This window comes from Nocardia sp. NPDC052254, assembly GCF_040679495.1.
Taxonomy (GTDB): Bacteria; Actinomycetota; Actinomycetes; order Mycobacteriales; family Mycobacteriaceae; genus Nocardia.
On the sequence record NZ_JBFAUW010000018.1, the window covers coordinates 66,391 to 81,992 of the forward strand.

17 protein-coding genes are annotated in these 15,602 nt (G+C 67.4%); 15 read left to right on the top strand and 2 right to left on the bottom strand.

Annotated elements, in window-relative coordinates; translation table 11 throughout:
• The first annotated feature begins 113 nt into the window (after positions 1–113).
• Positions 114–857, top strand: coding sequence for an IclR family transcriptional regulator (locus tag AB0L57_RS29210; protein ID WP_364968850.1), 744 nt, complete (start codon positions 114–116; stop codon positions 855–857).
• Here the strand turns inward: AB0L57_RS29210 and AB0L57_RS29215 are convergent.
• Both AB0L57_RS29215 and AB0L57_RS29220 read right to left on the bottom strand, forming a co-directional pair.
• Complete coding sequence (locus tag AB0L57_RS29215; RefSeq protein WP_364968853.1) at positions 820–2,088, bottom strand: multidrug effflux MFS transporter; 1,269 nt, start codon at positions 2,086–2,088, stop codon at positions 820–822. The two genes, AB0L57_RS29210 and AB0L57_RS29215, sit on opposite strands and share 38 nt — an antisense overlap.
• Positions 2,069–2,920, bottom strand: coding sequence for an alpha/beta hydrolase (locus AB0L57_RS29220; protein ID WP_364968856.1), 852 nt, complete (start codon positions 2,918–2,920; stop codon positions 2,069–2,071). The genes AB0L57_RS29215 and AB0L57_RS29220 overlap by 20 nt, the downstream gene beginning before the upstream one ends.
• 103 nt (positions 2,921–3,023) lie before the next feature.
• On the opposite strand from AB0L57_RS29220, the gene AB0L57_RS29225 reads away from it, so the two are divergent.
• The 14 genes from AB0L57_RS29225 to AB0L57_RS29290 all read left to right on the top strand — a co-directional run bounded on the left by AB0L57_RS29225 (position 3,024) and on the right by AB0L57_RS29290 (position 15,552).
• The gene (locus tag AB0L57_RS29225) at positions 3,024–3,509 is read left to right on the top strand and encodes a MaoC family dehydratase N-terminal domain-containing protein (protein ID WP_364968859.1); all 486 of its coding nucleotides are present in this window, start codon (positions 3,024–3,026) and stop codon (positions 3,507–3,509) included.
• Complete coding sequence (locus AB0L57_RS29230; RefSeq protein WP_364968862.1) at positions 3,506–3,928, top strand: acyl dehydratase; 423 nt, start codon at positions 3,506–3,508, stop codon at positions 3,926–3,928. The genes AB0L57_RS29225 and AB0L57_RS29230 overlap by 4 nt, the downstream gene beginning before the upstream one ends.
• A gap of 80 nt (positions 3,929–4,008) precedes the next feature.
• The gene (locus AB0L57_RS29235; protein WP_364968865.1) at positions 4,009–5,280 is read left to right on the top strand and encodes a Rieske 2Fe-2S domain-containing protein; all 1,272 of its coding nucleotides are present in this window, start codon (positions 4,009–4,011) and stop codon (positions 5,278–5,280) included.
• 122 nt (positions 5,281–5,402) lie between these two features.
• Complete coding sequence (locus AB0L57_RS29240; RefSeq protein ID WP_364968868.1) at positions 5,403–6,746, top strand: deacylase; 1,344 nt, start codon at positions 5,403–5,405, stop codon at positions 6,744–6,746.
• On the top strand, positions 6,746–7,705 hold the full coding sequence (locus AB0L57_RS29245; RefSeq protein WP_364968871.1) for a catechol 1,2-dioxygenase: 960 nt from the start codon (positions 6,746–6,748) through the stop codon (positions 7,703–7,705). The genes AB0L57_RS29240 and AB0L57_RS29245 overlap by 1 nt, the downstream gene beginning before the upstream one ends.
• On the top strand, positions 7,702–8,574 hold the full coding sequence (locus AB0L57_RS29250) for an alpha/beta fold hydrolase (RefSeq protein WP_364968874.1): 873 nt from the start codon (positions 7,702–7,704) through the stop codon (positions 8,572–8,574). The genes AB0L57_RS29245 and AB0L57_RS29250 overlap by 4 nt, the downstream gene beginning before the upstream one ends.
• A 78-nt stretch (positions 8,575–8,652) precedes the next feature.
• Positions 8,653–9,612 carry an NAD(P)-dependent oxidoreductase gene (locus AB0L57_RS29255; protein WP_364968877.1) on the top strand — a complete coding sequence of 320 codons (960 nt, stop codon included), beginning with the start codon at positions 8,653–8,655 and terminating at the stop codon, positions 9,610–9,612.
• Positions 9,613–9,809: 197 nt separating this feature from the next.
• Complete coding sequence (locus AB0L57_RS29260) at positions 9,810–10,790, top strand: ABC transporter substrate-binding protein (protein ID WP_364968880.1); 981 nt, start codon at positions 9,810–9,812, stop codon at positions 10,788–10,790.
• Positions 10,787–11,593, top strand: a complete 807-nt coding sequence (locus AB0L57_RS29265; RefSeq protein ID WP_364968883.1) for an ABC transporter ATP-binding protein — start codon at positions 10,787–10,789, stop codon at positions 11,591–11,593. Before AB0L57_RS29260 ends, AB0L57_RS29265 begins: the two co-directional genes overlap by 4 nt.
• A 5-nt stretch (positions 11,594–11,598) precedes the next feature.
• On the top strand, positions 11,599–12,426 hold the full coding sequence (locus AB0L57_RS29270; RefSeq protein WP_364968990.1) for an ABC transporter permease: 828 nt from the start codon (positions 11,599–11,601) through the stop codon (positions 12,424–12,426).
• 11 nt (positions 12,427–12,437) lie between these two features.
• A complete protein-coding gene (locus tag AB0L57_RS29275; protein ID WP_364968886.1) occupies positions 12,438–13,223 on the top strand; it encodes a class II aldolase/adducin family protein in 786 nt (261 codons plus the stop codon).
• 133 nt (positions 13,224–13,356) lie between these two features.
• Positions 13,357–14,385 carry an NAD(P)/FAD-dependent oxidoreductase gene (locus tag AB0L57_RS29280; protein WP_364968889.1) on the top strand — a complete coding sequence of 343 codons (1,029 nt, stop codon included), beginning with the start codon at positions 13,357–13,359 and terminating at the stop codon, positions 14,383–14,385.
• A 4-nt stretch (positions 14,386–14,389) separates the two neighbouring features.
• Positions 14,390–14,710, top strand: coding sequence for a ferredoxin (gene fdxA, locus AB0L57_RS29285; RefSeq protein ID WP_364968892.1), 321 nt, complete (start codon positions 14,390–14,392; stop codon positions 14,708–14,710).
• Positions 14,710–15,552 carry an alpha/beta fold hydrolase gene (locus AB0L57_RS29290; RefSeq protein ID WP_364968895.1) on the top strand — a complete coding sequence of 281 codons (843 nt, stop codon included), beginning with the start codon at positions 14,710–14,712 and terminating at the stop codon, positions 15,550–15,552. Before fdxA ends, AB0L57_RS29290 begins: the two co-directional genes overlap by 1 nt.
• Positions 15,553–15,602 lie beyond the last annotated feature (50 nt).

Below are 15,602 nucleotides of genomic sequence, written 5' to 3' on the forward strand. Positions count from 1 at the left end.
TGCCGGGCCCGGCGGCTCGGTTGGGAACTTTTTGGCAACCTTCTCGCGCCGACACCGGTATGTTGGGCAGATCTGGTCCGGACAGTGGACCGCCTGGGTTCGTGGAGGCGACCATGGAATCGGTACTGGGTAAGGCGCGGTTGCTCTTGGAAGCATTCGACGCCGCGGCGGGGGAGTTGTCGCTGACCGAACTGTCTCGCCGCAGCGGAGTCGCCAAGGCTACGACGTATCGGCTGGCGAACGAGCTGGTCGGGTGGGGTGTCCTGGAACGCTCCGGAACGAAGTACCGGCTGGGCCTGCGCTTGTTCGAGCTCGGGCAGTTGGTGCCCGCCCAGCGGTTACTGCGCGATGCTGCCCTGCCCTACCTGCAGGAACTCTATGCGGAGACCGGCGCGACGGTGCATTTCGCGATCCGGGACGGTCTCGACGTGCTCTACATCGACAAGCTGGTCGGCCATGGGGCCGTGGAGATCCCGTCCCGGATCGCGGGCAGGCTGCCGCTGTACGCGACGGCCACCGGCAAGGCGATTCTGGCGTTCTCCCCCGCGGATGTGGTCGCACAGGTGGTCGAGAACGGGTTGTCCACCTTCACGCGACGCACCGTCGCCACGGCAGCGCATCTGCACCGGCAACTCGGTACTGCCCGGCAGAACATGCTGGCCGTGGAGGCCGAGGAGATGTCCGTCGGTGCGGTGAGCGCGGCGGTCCCCGTGTTCGGGCCGCACTCGGTGCTGGTGGGAGCGGTCGGAATGTCCACCACCACCGCACGCATGAGACTCGACCGGATGTCGGTCCCGCTGAAGGCCGCGGGTGCGGGGATCACCCGGACATTGGGTTCGCTGGCACGCTCGGCGTAGTGCACCGGTTGGAAGGCTGCCGCCCGCTCACCGTGGTCAGCGCGACCAGTCCGAGCGCCGCCGCCGCGGTCATCGTGATCGCCACCGCGAGACTCGTATTTCCCAGCAGCCCGACGATCGGCGCGATCACGGCCGCCGCGCCGAATTGTGCGAAACCGACGGTCGCGGCGGCCGTTCCCGCGACCGCGCCGTGCCGGGACAGTGCCAGCGCCGGAACATTCGGCATCACGAAACCGGTGGCGCCGAGCAGAACGAGAACCGGTAGCGCGAAGCCGGCGAACCCGCCGGCGGCGGTCGCCGCCACAACGATGAAGCCCGCACCGACAGCAGTGCTCACCAGCAGCGCGACCAGGCTGATGCGCAGCGGGGACCATCGTGCCAGCAGCGCGACGTTGAGCTGGGATGCCCCGATCAGCGCCACCGCCCCCGCGGCGAAGGCGAATCCGTAGGACGTCGAGTCGAGCCCGAACCGACCCTGCATCACGAACGACGAACCGGCGATGTATGCCCACAGAACCGACCTGGCCAAGCCGCACACCAGCACGAGGACGATGAACCGCGGATCGCGGAGGAGTGTGCGGTATCCGCCCAGCAGCGGGCGTATTCCGCGTGCGGTGCGTGCGCCGGGAGGCCGGGTCTCCGGCAGCGCGCACCCGGCCAGCCACATCATGCCCGCACCGACCCCGGCCAGCACGAGGAAGACCCCTCGCCACGAGGTCGCGCTCAGCACCAGCCCGCCGGCCGACGGGGCGAGAATGGGCGCGACCCCCATCACGAGCATCAACCGCGAGAGCACGACCGCCGCGGCGCGACCGGTGTACAGGTCGCGGACCACCGCCATGGCGATCACTCCCGTCGCGGCGGCGCCGAAACCCTGCAGGGTCCGCAAGGCTGCGAGCGCCGCGATCGACGGAGCGAAGAAGCACGCCACCGACGCCGACACATGCAGAAATGTACCGGCGAGCAATGGTGTGCGCCGCCCGTGGATGTCCGACAGCGGCCCCACGACGAGCTGCCCGATCGCCAGCCCCGCCAGCGTGCCGGTGAGGGTGAGCTGCACGGCGGTGTCGGTGGTGTGGAAGTGTGCGGTGAGCGTCGGCAGCGCGGGCAGATACATGTCGACGGTGAACGGTCCCAGCGCGGTGAGTATCCCCAGAAGCAGCACGAACCGGATCCGGGCCGCGCCGTCCGGCGGCGTCACCGGACCGGCGTCACGGGTGGTGCTGGTCAAGGAAGCCGGTCACCACGGAATAGAAGTCGTGCGGTCGTTCCTCCTGGAGATGATGGGACGCCTTGTCCATCACATACAGGTGGCCGTGCTCGATCATCCTGGCCAGCATCAGGGGATAGTCAGGCGTGAGGAAGGCATCGTGCATCCCCCAGGCGAAAAGCACGGGCGCGCTGATCATCCCGAGCTCCGCGGTGAGATCCTGCCAGTCACCGCGCGGGTTGTCCGATGCCGCCGCGAGGGCCATCTCCTGCGGATCGAGACTCTGCTGGTAGCGCATGTTCAGAGTCTCCGGCGGCAGCTTGTCCCCGTCGAACCACTCGAGCCGGGTGATCAGCTGCCGCATCTTGTCCCGGGTCGGGCCTTCCCCGCCGTAGTAGACGTCACGGGCAGTCCGGCCGCGGTGACCGTTTTCCGGGAGCGGGGCGAGCGGACCGTAGAACACCGGCATGCTGCCCGTGACCACCAGTGCGCGTACTCGATCGGGGTATTTGGCCGCGAGGTTGAGCGCGATCGTCCCGCCCCACGAGTTGCAGATGAAGTCGGCGCGCTCGATGCCCAGCTCGTCGAGGAGCGCGACGATCTTCGCCGCGTGGAAATCCCACATCGGCCCGGAAATGGTGCACTTCTCCGACCGGCCGTACTGCAGGATGTCGACGAGGACCGCGCGCCGGTCGCGCGCGAACAACGGTGCGACCGGACCGAAGTCGGACCACGCGGTACATCCGGGTCCGCCGCCGTGCAGGAATATCGTGGGATTCCCGGCGCCGAGGTCGTGGTAATGGAACGTCACGCCCGCCGCGTCGGCGTACAGGCTGTTCGGTGGTTGGACCATGGCCATACCTGACTGCATCTCGCCCTCGGTGTGAAGGATCGCGGTCCGCTGGGCGGTCCTGGTCTGTGGTCCGGCACCCTCGCGTGGAGTTAGCTTGCGGCGCATGCGATCAGATTTACGAGCGGCCGAAGACCGGGCCCGCGCACTCGTCGGCACCGTCGAATACCACGATCTCGGCCCGCTGCGAGCGTCGGAGGCAGTGGCGTTCGCGCGCGCGTGCGGAGAAGCCGATCCCCGGCTGCTCGACCCCGGCGCGGCGGGCTTCGAAGTGCATCCGCTGTACCTGCCCAGCCAGTTGCGCGGTCCCCGCGGTGGTATCGACGGCGAGTACCGCGAAGACGGCATGTTCGCAGACGAGGTCCCCGGCACCGAAGGATTGGATGTTCGCCTGATGGCTGGCGGCCAGAGCATCACCTTCCACCGGAAGGTGCCGCTCGAGGATCCGATCACGGTCCGGCGCGCGCTCGGCGCCGTGGCGCGCAAGGGCCGGTCGGATTCGGAGTTCCTCCTGCTCACGGTGTCGAAGGTCTTTCGAGCCGCGCGTGCCGGAGAACTCGCCACCGTCACCGAAGGGTTCATCGTCCGATGACGACCGCGCGCAGTGCCCACGCCGAAACCGGCCAGGAAATCGAACCCGTCACCCTGCGCACGGACCCGGTGCGCCTGCTGCGCTTCGGCGCCGCAACCCACAACGCGCACCGCATCCACTACGACCCCGCCTACGCCGCGACCGAGGGCCTGGACGCACCCGTGGTGATGGCCCAGCTGCACGGTGCGCTGTTCCATCGTGCCGCCGCCGAGTTCTGTGGCGGGCCGGGCGGTGTGATCTCCGTGGGCTGGCGCAACCGCGCACCCGCCTACGTCGGCTGTGAACTCGTCGTAACCGGTGTCGTCCGTGAGATCGCCGACGGGCTCATCACCCTCGCGTTGGCGGAGCACACGGATGCGGGCGTCCTGTGTGCCGTCGGTGAGGCCGTGGTGGTCGGCGACGTGAACCCGGTCTGCTGAGCAAACCGGATCCGTTGGCGCCGGGCCGCAGCTCGCCCAGGATTCGCAATATCAATCAGCTCGTCTCGAGAGGACTTCACATGACTGGTGTCGAGGCGCCGAAAGCCACGCAGGTGGTGCCGGAGCGACCGCGCGCGGCCGGCCGGCAGGACTGGACGGCCTGGCCCAAGTACAACGCGGCCGCAAGCGGTTACCGCGGGTACTGGTACCCCGTCACCTGGTCCAATCACATCACCGCGAACCCGCAGAGCTACACGATCTGCGGCGAGAAGCTCGCCCTCATCCGCGACGGTGGCACGGTCTACGCGCTGCACGACCGTTGCCCGCATCGCGGCGTGCCGCTGTCGGAAGGCAACCAGCAATTCCCGGGTACGGTCAGCTGCCCGTACCACGGGTGGACCTATCGCCTGACCGACGGCAAGCTCGTCGCGGTCATCACCGACGGCCCGGACTCGAAGATCTGCGGAAAACTCGAGGTGCAGACCTACGCGGTGCAGGAGCGGCTGGGCCTGGTCTGGGTGTACATCCCGATCACCCGCGAGCCCGCGCCCCCCCTCGACGAGCAGCTGCCGCGCGAACTCGTCGAGAACGAGGGCATCATCGGCGGTCGCATCCAGCCGCGCGCGGGCAACTGGCGTTTCGCGTGCGAGAACGGCTTCGACGAGGGGCACGCGAAGTATCTGCACCGCACCTCGCTGTGGCGGCTGTTCAAGCCGATGCCGACCTGGAACATCACCCGCATCGTGCGCGACGGCCGATGGATCTACCGCGTGCAGGACGAGGTGTACTGGGAGGCCGAATTCCCGGGAGTCGGGAAATGGACCAACAAGCGGTGGTGGAAGAAGAAGCCGAACGAGACCAAGGTGTCGCAGATCGGCAATGTGGGCGCCGGACTCGAGGTGAACCCGGTCATCGCGGCACAGGAATTCCCCGGGTTCGCGTCGTTGTCCATGCCCGGCGTCCTGCGCATCGCCTACCCCAACTTCATCCACTACGAGTTCTACGTGCCGATCGACGATGACAACCACCAATACGTCGGCCTGATGGTGAATTTCGTGTCCGGGGTGCAGCAGATCGGCTTCTACGCGAAATACCTCGGCGCGATCCGCTGGCTGTTCCACGGCCAGTTCTCCGGACAGGACGCGTGGATGGTCGAGGTCACCGACGCGCCGCCGGAGAAGTTGTACCGGCCCGACGTCTCACTCACCGCGTGGCGCAATCTCGCCGAGGAGGAGTACGCCGAAAAGCTCGACGCCGCTGTCGAATTCGTCAAAGCACCGGTCGCGAAGGCGCGTGAGCGCCGGTCGCCCGCGCGCAACGGCGCCGTGCAGCCCGTCCCGTCCAGCGAATAGAGGAAGCACATGCTCAAGGCACTGATCGCATTCGTCGCGGGTGGCGCGGCCGCCGCGGGCGCACCGGCCGCGTGGCGGTTTCTCGCGCGACACAACAACACCCAGGTACATCAGGTCCGTCCATGACGGTCGCGCAAGCGGACGCGCTGGCCGGCCTGGACGAGCAGCGCCGCCGATGGACCGAATCCGCCTGTGCGCGGGTGGACCGGAACCGGCTGCGCGAGTTGATATCCGGGCTCGTCGACATACCCAGCCCCACCGGTGACGAGGCGCCGCTCGCCGAGCACATCACCACCACGTTGGCGGCCGCGGACATCGAGTCGCACACGATGTATCTCGATGACCGGCAAGCCAATTCGTGGGGCCGGGTGCGCGGCGACGGCACCGGGCCGGACCTGCTGCTGTACGCGCCGATCGATACCGTGACCACGGGTGACCCAGGTGAGGATCTGCCCTGGGCCGGTGAATCGCTGCGCGCCGATATGGCGGCCCACGCCACGAATATCGAGGATCACCTCATCGGTCTCGGCGCCTCCAACCCCAAAGGACACGCCGCCTGCGTCCTGGCGGCGGGAGAGGCGATCCGCGCGGCCGGCGTGCCGCTCACCGGAGACCTGCTATTGGGTTTCGGTGCCGGTGGGATGCCGACCAATGCTCGTCCCGGCGTGGGCAATCCGCGGCGCAACACAGGTCAGGGCGTCGGCTGTTCGTTCCTGCTCGAACAAGGGGTGTGGGCGGACTTCGCGCTGATCGCCAAGCCCGGATGGACGGTGTCGTGGGAAGAGGTCGGGCTCGCGTGGTTCGAGATCACGGTGCACGGCAGCCACACCTATGTGGGCTCGCGGCATCGGTTGCCATACCGGAATCCGGTGGCACTCGCGGGTGCGGTCGCCGCCCGGCTCGAGCAATGGTTTCCCCGGTACTCCCAGGCACACGACGACGGGCTCGTCCTGCCGCAGGGCATGGTCGCGAACATCCGCGGCGGGTGGGAGCGCACCGCGTCGTTCACTCCGGCGTGTGTGCGCATGTTGGTCGACCTGCGGCTCAGCCCACGCACCACGCCCACCGCGGCCAAACGTGAACTCGTCGCGTCGGTGCGGCAGATAGCGGCCGATCTCGATGCCCGGGTCGACGTGGAACAGATCCTGGCGATCCCGGGTGAGGGGTCGGATCCGCGGATGTGGTTGTGCCGCAGCGCCATCGAGGCATGGGAAGCGGCCGAGGGTGAGCCACACCGGGAGGCTCGCGACGCGAGCGGCGCGACCGACGCGAATATCCTGCGCGGCCGCGGGATTCCCACCGTACGAGTCGGCATGCCGAAGGTCGCCGACGCACCGTTCGAGGTGGACTTCGCGATGGGTATGAACACCGTCGACCTCCGAGAAGCGGAGAAGCTCACCAGATATCTCGTCCGTGTCGCACTCGACACGGTCACCCGCAACCTCGAGGAAGTAGGGATCGGCTGATGGCGACAATAGTGCTGGGTGTCGGCGCCTCGCACAGCACCCTGATGAACACCCACTGGGAACAGACCACACACAAGGCCGAAGCCGAACGCTTCCGGGACGCGTTGCACACCACGCGGGACCGGATCGCGGCCGCGAAGCCCGATGTCGCGCTGATCATCGGCTCCAACCACTTCCGCGGGTTCTGGCTGGATCTCATTCCGGCCTTCACTCTCGGTGTGGGGGAATGTATTTCCAGCGGTGAATCCGGAACCCCGAAGGGACCGCAGCCGGTCGATGTCGAGTTCGCACGGCATCTGACGAATACGGTGATCGAAGGCGGACGCTTCGATCTGGCGTACTCGGCGCGGATGCAGATCGACCACGGGCAGTCTCATGCCGTGCAGTACCTGCTCGACGGACTCGACGTGCCGCTCGTGCCGCTCGTGGTCAATGTCTTCGCACCACCGCTGCCCACCTTCCAGCGCTGTGCGGAACTCGCTTCGGCGATTCGCGCGGCGATCGCGAGCTTTCCGGCGGACAAGCGGGTCGTCGTCATCGCCTCCGGTGGGCTCTCGCATCGGCTGCCCTGGCCGGATTGGCGCGACCCGCACGGCGAGGATGAGGCATTCATGGTCCGCGCCTGGCTCGACGGCCGGGAGAACTGGTCGGACTACGACGTGCGCCGCCGCGAGATCATCCGGGCAGCCGAGGCCGCCATCACTCCCGAGTTCGACGATCGCCTGCTCGACCTGTTCGAGGCCGGCAAAGCCTCGGAACTCGCCGAATACACCACGAGCTACGTCGAGGAAGCGGCCGGAAACGGCGCGCAGGAGCTGCGCACCTGGCTCATGATGGCCGCGATCCTCGACTACATCCCCGCCGAACGTCTTGTCTACGAGGCCATTCCGGAATGGCTCACCGGAATGGGCGTAGCGATTCTCGACCCCGATTCATCGTCACGAAGGACACGATCATGACCATCTGGAACGAACTGGCCGGACTCGACTTCAGTCTGGCGACCGTCGACGCCAACGGCATCCCCACCCGCGCGCTGCGGGCCGGTGCGGGCGAGGAAGCGGTGGTGTTCCTGCACGGCACCAGCGGTCATCTCGAGGCATTCGCCCGCAATGTCGCCGCGCACGCGCCGCACTACGAATGCCATGCCATCGATATGCTCGGGCACGGCTACACCGGCAAGCCCGACTATCCCTACGAGATCCCGCGCTACGTGGCGCATCTGGTCGACTACCTCGACGCTGTCGGACTGCGGCGGGCGCATCTGGTGGGGGAGTCGCTCGGTGGCTGGGTAGCCGCCCACCTCGCCAGCGAGCTGCCCGAGCGCGTGCTGTCGCTGCAACTGCTCGCCGCGGGCGGCACCGTCGCGAACCCTGTCATCATGGACCGCATCAAGACCTCCACCACACAAGCGGTGCGCAGCGACGATATCGAACTGACCCGGCAACGGCTGCGACTGCTGATGCACGACCCCGCCAATGCCACCGAGGAACTCGTCGAAGTCCGGCACCGGATCTACCACCAGCCCGATTTCGTCGCCAACATCCACAACCTGCTGTCCCTGCAGGAGATGGAGACCCGGCAGCGGAACCTGCTGCGACCGGACCGGCTCGCCCGCATCCAAGCGCCCACGCTGGTGGTCTGGGGCCACGAGAACCCCTTCGGCGACGTTCCGGAGGCAAAGAAGATGGCCGAGGACATCCCCGGCGCGCGGTTGCAGCTCTACCCCGAGTGCGGCCACTGGCCGCAGCACGAGCAGGCGGCCCGGTACAACCCGCTGAGCCTGGAATTCCTGGCCGAGGCGTCGGCGAAAGCGAAGGCGACGGCCTGAGCCGGCGAGCCACGACCATCGTGGGCCGGTCACGCATGCGGTGCGTGACCGGCCCGCCACATGTGTGAGGAGGAACGGATGAAGCGCATCGTGTTGCTGACCGCGGATGCCGACGATGCGCTCGGAGCGCGGATTCGGGCCGCGGTCGGCACGGCCGGGCAGGTCGTGCGTCCGGCCTCGCGCGATATCGACGAACTGCACCGGCTGCTCCCGGACGCCGATGTCGTCGTCGGCGACTGGAGCGGTGAACTCCCGCTGGGCGCCACCGAAGCGGCAATGACCCAGCGTCTCATGCTGATTCAGCAGCCCGGGGTGGGCGTGAACTTCATCGATGTGCCCGCATGGGCCGCGATCGGTGTCCCGGTGGCCAACACCCCGGGCGCCAACGCGGCGTCGGTCGCGGAGTGGGCGGTCGTCGCCGCGGCGAGCCTGAGCAGATCGATACCGTGGGCGCACGACGAGGTGGCTGCGGGGCGCTGGCCACAGGAGGCGGTACTGACGCGCGGTTGCCGCGACATCGGAGCGCTGCGGGCGGGAATCATCGGTTTCGGTGCGATCGGCCGTCGCTGCGCGGCGCTGTTCGCCGCGTTCGGATGCGAGGTCGCCTACACGGCGCGTGCCGCTCATCGCGGAGCGCGGGCACGGTTCCTGCCGATGGCCGAGCTGCTGGCCGATTCCGATGTGCTGGTGGTGGCGGTCCCGCTGACCGAGCACACACGCGGGCTGATCGGCGCCGGTGAGCTGGCGATGCTGCCGCCCGGCGCGCTGGTTGTCAACGTCGCGCGTGGCGCGGTGGTGGACGAACCGGCGCTCGTGGCCGCACTGCGATCCGGACACATCGCGGGCGCCGCACTCGATGTCTTCGCCACCGAGCCGCTCGCCGCCGACAGTTCGCTGCGCACGCTGGACACCGTGCTGCTGAGCCCGCACATCGGCGGCGGCAGCGATACCGCCCGGCGAAAGATCTACGCGATGACCGCGGAAAACGTGGCCCGTGTCTGCGCGGGCGACCGACCGCGCTGGACGCTCCGAAAATAATGCGACCACGCGAGCACATTGCGCCCAAGTTTCTGGAACGCGCCCTCGATCGCTACCGGATGTTTCGTCCGGGTAAGGCCGTCGACCTCGGTCCGTTCGGCGGACCCAGAAGATTTTCAGCCCCGATCGGCGTGGCTAAGTTCCTTCACACCACCGCGTGAAATGCGGCCCAGATCACAGAACGAAGGTGTCGGTACATGGCCTGGCGATCTCGATTCCGAACCACCGCCCTCGCGGCGGCGGCAGTACTTGTCCTGGTGAGCGTCGGTGCGTGCAGCCGCCCAGCCACGCACAGCACCGCAAATTCGGCCGGTGGCGCGATCCGGATCGCGGTCGGCATCGATGCCTCCTACGCCCCGTTCTTCGTCGCCGATCAGAAGGGTCTGTTCAAGGAGGCCGGCCTGGATGTGTCTCTGGTGCAATTCGGCCGCGGCGGCGAGGCCGTCGACGCGCTGTCCACCGGACAGGTCCAGATCGCGGGCAGCTCCGACACCACCACGATCTCGCAGCTGCGCCAGAATCCGTCGCTGCGGGCGATGTACTCCTACGAAGCCTCCGGCGACTACATCAAAGCCGTGCTGCGCAAGGGGATCGATGCGCCGGCCGCGGGCCAGAAGATGGGCATCGTTCCCGGCCTGAGTCAGATATCCACCGAAAAGTATCTCGAGGCGCACGGCGTTCGGCCGGACTCGGTCAAGATGATCACGGCCACTCCGACCGATATGCCCGCGCTACTCAGCCGGGGCGACATCGACGGCTATGTGCTGTGGGAGCCGTGGCCCGCCACGGCGGTGACCCAGGGCACCGGACATGTCGTGGCCCGCACCGGAGACTACGGCTGGCTCTACCACCACTGGGCGATCACCACCCAGCCGTGGCTGGCCGCGCACGACGACACCGCGCGCAAGGTCGCCGAGGTTCTCGACAAGGCGACACAGCTGGTCGAATCCGATCCCGCGGCAGCCGCGAAGGCGACCAAGGCCGCGGTGAACGTGGACGAGGACCAGACCATCACCGCCGTCGAGGAAATCGACTTCGGTGTCCAGAATCTGACCGCGCGCGACATCGCCTCGGCACAGTCGGTCGTCGATTTCTACAAGAAGGTCGGTGCCCTCACCGATCAACCGGACCTGCAGTCGGCGATGCTGACCGACTGGTACAGGAAGAGTGCGCAATGAGTGTGACAGCGATCAAGGGCGTCCCCGTCGACATCCAGGACCTCGGAATCAGTTTCGGTGCCGCGGATATCGTCGCGGGAATCGACCTGCAGGTGCGGGAGGGCGAATTCGTCTGCCTGCTCGGTCCCAGCGGCTGCGGGAAATCGACCCTGCTGTCGTCGATGGCGGGATTCATCGAACCCTCGGTGGGCGAAATCCACTGTGACGGAACGGTAGTGAGGGGCGGCAATGCCCACGCGGGCATGGTCTTCCAGAGTTCGGAGGCGCTGTTCGAATGGATGACCGTCAGCCAGAACGTCTCCTATGGACCGCGCATGCGCGGGGCCAACAAGGCCGAACAGGCTCGGATCGCGGCCGAATATCTGGCGATGGTGGGCCTGCCGCATTCGGGTGAGAAATTCCCGTCGCAGTTGTCCGGCGGTATGCGCCAGCGCGTCCAGATCGCCCGCGTGCTGGCCAATCAGCCCTCGCTGGTCCTGATGGACGAGCCGTTCGGCGCCCTCGACGCACAGACCCGGCAGGTCCTGCAGATCGAGCTGGACAAGATCTGGCGCCACACCGGCTGCACCGTCGTCTTCGTCACCCACGACATCGACGAGGCGCTCACTCTCGCCGACCGCGTCGTGGTCATGTCCGCGGGGCCGCGGGCGCGCATCAAGAGCATCTACCAGGTCGACGCACCCCGCCCGCGCGATCGCGCCCATCCGGACGTGATCGATCTGTACGAGCAGTTGCGCGACGACATCCGCGCCGAGGTCGTGGCCTCGTTGCGCAATCAAGGTATCGAGGAGGACGAGCTGTGACCGCCATGACGCAGAGCCCTGCGGCACCCGCCGCGAGTGTGAATGTCAAACGCACACAACGTAAGTCGCTGGCAGCGGCGGGCCGGGTGACTCGCACCGCGCTGCTGTGGGTGGCGTCGGGCGTGCTCGGGCTGGTCGTCTGGTCCTTGCTCGCCTGGTGGTACGGGCCGACAACCATCGCCTCACCCGTCCAGGTGTGGACAGCGGCGGTCGAACTGGCGCAGCGCGGCGTGCTGTGGTCCTCGGTCTCGGCGTCGGCGCAACGAATTCTGCTCGGCTGGAGCCTCGGTGTCGTGGTCGGCGCCCCGATCGGCATCCTCATGGGGCGCGTCGACGTCGTGCGGCAACTGCTGGACCCGTACATCGAGTTCTTCCGCTTCATCCCGCCGATCGCCTTCGTCACGCTGGCGGTGGTGTGGTTCGGCATCGGTGAGACCTCCAAGATCGTGCTGATCTTCTACACCTCCGTATTCATCGTCACGGTGAGCACCATCGCGGCCACGGTCGCGATCAGTGAGAACAAACTCCAGGCCGCGACAAGTCTGGGCGCGAATCGGCTGCAATTGATGAAGACCGTCGTGCTGCCCTCGGCCGTACCCGGCATCGTCACCGGAGCCCGGCTGGCGATGGGCAACAGCTTTCTGACCATCGTCTCCGCCGAGATCGTGGCCGCCGATCGCGGCATCGGGTCGATGATCTGGCAGGCCCGCAATTACGGCCGGATCGACTGGACGTTCGTCGGGATCATCGTGCTCGGCATCATGGGTTTCGTCTTCGACCGGGTGTTGCGGTTGCTCTCGGCGAAGTTCCTGGCCCGCTACGGCGTCAAATAGTGAGGGACGCAATGGAACAGACACCCACCATCGCCGAACTCGCCGGGATCCCGGAGCGGCCGCAATCCGGTGACCTCGGCGAGGAACGCCGGCGCCGCAAGATCGCGGTGATCGGCGGCTATCGCATCCTGTCGCGGTTCGGGCTCGACGAGGGTATTTCCGGGCACATCACCGCGCGTGACCCGGAGCGGCCCGACACCTTCTGGACCGCGCCCTTCGGCCGGCACTTCTCGAAGGTGACGCCCGAGGAACTGCTGCACGTGGCCGCGGACGGCACGATCCTGTCCGGAAGCGGGCCACTGAACCGGGCCGCGTTCGTCATCCATTCGAAGGTTCACGAGGCCAGACCGGATGTGATCGGTGCCGTGCACGCCCACGGTTTGCAGGGCAAGGCGTTCTCGTCGCTGCATCGCCTGCTGTCGCCGATCACGCAGGACGCCTGCGCCTTTCATGACGACCACTCGCTCTACGAGGAGTATCACGGCGTCGCGCTGGACGAGGAGGAAGGCAGGCGGATCGCGCAAGCGCTCGGGTCCAGCAAGGCGGTGATCCTCACCAATCACGGGCACCTGACCGTGGGCACCTCGGTGGAGAGCGCGGTGTGGTGGTACGTGTCCATGGAGCGATCGATGCAGGCCGAACTGGCCGCGCGTGCGGCCGGAGATCCGATCGCCCTGCACGACAAGATCGCGGCCCAGACCTATGCGGCGGTGGGCACCGAGAAGGTCGGCTGGTTCGCGTACTCGACCATCATCCAGAAGATCGCGGCGGAGGAACCGGAGCTCTTCGCAGCCTGAATCGCGCACTGTTTTTCGCTGTCCGGCGGGCCCGGCGACCACTTCTCGTGGTCGCCGGGCCCGCCGCGTGCGTGCACCTCGGCCCGGACGGAGTCTGCTGACCGGACCGAGTTCATTTATCAAGGGCCGCACAATGATTAGCGTTCTCATCGTGAACGAATCGTCCTTTACCTCGACCGGCGCCGAGCTCGACGTCGACATCCTCATCGTCGGTGCCGGCCCGGCGGGACTCTACGGCGCGTACTACGCGGGTTTCCGCGGTCTGCGCGTCGCCGTGGTGGACGCGCTCGCCGAACCGGGCGGCCAGGTGAGCGCGATGTATCCAGAGAAGGCCATCCTCGACATCGCGGGATTCCCCGCGATCACGGGACGCGACCTCATCGGGGGACTGCTCGCTCAGGCCGAACCGTTCGATCCGATCTATTTGCTGGGCGAGCAGGCGATGGGCTTGGCGCACAACGCGTCCGGCGATCCGATCGTCACGACCAGCAGGGGCCGCGTCATCACCGCGGGCGCGGTCGTCATCACCGGCGGAATCGGGACCTTCACACCCCGCCCCTTGAGTAAGGGGCTCGATTTCCTGGATCGGGGGCTGAGCTATTTCGTTCCCGACCTGTCGGTGCACGAGGGACGCGATGTGGTGATCGTCGGGGGCGGCGACAGCGCGTTCGACTGGGCGGTACATCTCGAGCCGATCGCCAATTCCGTCACCCTGGTACACAGACGCGACAAGTTCCGCGCGCACAGGTCGACCGTGGCCAAGGTCTACGACAGCTCGGTGCGGGTGCTGGTCAACGCCGATGTGGCGGCCGTGCGCGGAAGTGGCTGGATCGGCGAGGTCGACATCGAGCACAAGATCGACAAGTCGACGACCACCCTGCCGGCCCAATCCGTGATCGCCGCACTGGGTTTCACCGCGGACCTGGGCCCGCTGACCGAATGGGGAATCGACATCGATGCCCGGCACATCGTCGTGAACACCCGCATGGAGACCAATGTCGCGCGTGTCTACGCGGCCGGCGACATCACCGACTACCCGGGGAAGGTGCGTCTGATCGCGGTCGGCTTCGGCGAGGCCGCCACCGCGGTGAACAACGCGGCGGCCGTTCTCGATCCGGACGCGGAGATCTTTCCCGGACATTCCACCGAACAGGAGGGCTGAGGCAATGGCATTCGTGATAGGCGAGGCCTGCATCGACTACACCGACCGCTCGTGCATGGAGGAATGCCCGGTCGACTGCATCTACGAAGGCGATCGGAAGCTGTACATCAATCCGAACGAGTGCATCGACTGCGGCGCATGCGAATTGGCGTGCCCGGTCGAGGCGATTACGGTGGATCGTAAGGCCGCACCGGAATTCAAGGAAGACAACAAGCGGTTCTTCCTCGATATTCTGCCGACCCGCACCGAGCCGGTGGGCAGCCCGGGCGGCGCGGCGAAGATCGACGTGATCGGCGTCGACACCCCGATGGTGGCGGCGCACTGATGGGCGCCGATCTCCGATTCGCCTACGCGGACACCTCTTTCGGCCAGTTGCACTACGCCGAGCAGGGTGACGGCCCGGTGCTGCTCCTGCTGCACCAGACGCCGCGTTCCTGGGACGAATTCCGCGAATTGATCCCGCTGCTCGCCGACGGCCACCGGGTGATCGCGATGGATATGGTGGGTTTCGGCGCGAGCGCGAAACTGCCTGCGCCACAAACCATCGAGGGCTTCGCCCGTGGCGCGTGGGAACTGCTGGACGCGCTCGGCATCGATCATGCCGCGGTCCTCGGGCACCACACCGGTGCGGCGGTGGCACTGGAAATGGCGGCGGCCGGCGATCGGATCGCAGCGCTGCTGCTGTCGTCGTGTCCGTGGACCGACGAGCACTACCGGGCCGATCATGGCGGAGGGGGTGTGGACCGGGCCGAGCAGCGCGAAGACGGCACCCACCTGCACACTCTCTGGGACCTGCGCCGGCCGTACTATCCGGAACCGGTCGCGGGCCTGCTCGACCGGTTCGTCCGTGACGCGCTCGCACCCGGCGTCGACCCGGCCGAAGGCCATCGGGCGTGTGCCCGCTACCGCATGGAGGACCGCATCGGTGCGGTGACCGCTCCTGTGCTCCTGATCGGCGCGGGCCGCGATCCGTTCTCGATGCCCCAGCTTCCCGTCCTGGCCGATCGTCTCACCGCGGCCCGCGTCGTCCGCCGCGCCGTGATCGAGAACGGCACGGTCGCGCTCATCGAGCGCGAGGCCGCGGCGGTGGCCGCATCGGTGCGGGGCTTCCTGGCATCCGCCGTGGTCACCTGGTCCGATGTGAACACCGTGGAACGGGTCCACTGAGCGGACTCTGTGACGTGCCTCTCATGGCACCCGTCCCGTAGCGTCACGGC

What these genes read in the sequence shown, in the direction of transcription:
- AB0L57_RS29210 (WP_364968850.1), top strand. Translation starts at nt 114, where the DNA reads ATGGAATCGGTACTGGGTAAGGCGCGGTTGCTCTTGGAAGCATTCGAC.
- AB0L57_RS29220 (WP_364968856.1), bottom strand. Translation starts at nt 2,920, where the DNA reads ATGGTCCAACCACCGAACAGCCTGTACGCCGACGCGGCGGGCGTGACG.
- AB0L57_RS29225 (WP_364968859.1), top strand. Translation starts at nt 3,024, where the DNA reads ATGCGATCAGATTTACGAGCGGCCGAAGACCGGGCCCGCGCACTCGTC.
- AB0L57_RS29230 (WP_364968862.1), top strand. Translation starts at nt 3,506, where the DNA reads ATGACGACCGCGCGCAGTGCCCACGCCGAAACCGGCCAGGAAATCGAA.
- AB0L57_RS29235 (WP_364968865.1), top strand. Translation starts at nt 4,009, where the DNA reads ATGACTGGTGTCGAGGCGCCGAAAGCCACGCAGGTGGTGCCGGAGCGA.
- AB0L57_RS29240 (WP_364968868.1), top strand. Translation starts at nt 5,403, where the DNA reads ATGACGGTCGCGCAAGCGGACGCGCTGGCCGGCCTGGACGAGCAGCGC.
- AB0L57_RS29245 (WP_364968871.1), top strand. Translation starts at nt 6,746, where the DNA reads ATGGCGACAATAGTGCTGGGTGTCGGCGCCTCGCACAGCACCCTGATG.
- AB0L57_RS29250 (WP_364968874.1), top strand. Translation starts at nt 7,702, where the DNA reads ATGACCATCTGGAACGAACTGGCCGGACTCGACTTCAGTCTGGCGACC.
- AB0L57_RS29255 (WP_364968877.1), top strand. Translation starts at nt 8,653, where the DNA reads ATGAAGCGCATCGTGTTGCTGACCGCGGATGCCGACGATGCGCTCGGA.
- AB0L57_RS29260 (WP_364968880.1), top strand. Translation starts at nt 9,810, where the DNA reads ATGGCCTGGCGATCTCGATTCCGAACCACCGCCCTCGCGGCGGCGGCA.
- AB0L57_RS29265 (WP_364968883.1), top strand. Translation starts at nt 10,787, where the DNA reads ATGAGTGTGACAGCGATCAAGGGCGTCCCCGTCGACATCCAGGACCTC.
- AB0L57_RS29270 (WP_364968990.1), top strand. Translation starts at nt 11,599, where the DNA reads ATGACGCAGAGCCCTGCGGCACCCGCCGCGAGTGTGAATGTCAAACGC.
- AB0L57_RS29275 (WP_364968886.1), top strand. Translation starts at nt 12,438, where the DNA reads ATGGAACAGACACCCACCATCGCCGAACTCGCCGGGATCCCGGAGCGG.
- AB0L57_RS29280 (WP_364968889.1), top strand. Translation starts at nt 13,357, where the DNA reads ATGATTAGCGTTCTCATCGTGAACGAATCGTCCTTTACCTCGACCGGC.
- fdxA (WP_364968892.1), top strand. Translation starts at nt 14,390, where the DNA reads ATGGCATTCGTGATAGGCGAGGCCTGCATCGACTACACCGACCGCTCG.
- AB0L57_RS29290 (WP_364968895.1), top strand. Translation starts at nt 14,710, where the DNA reads ATGGGCGCCGATCTCCGATTCGCCTACGCGGACACCTCTTTCGGCCAG.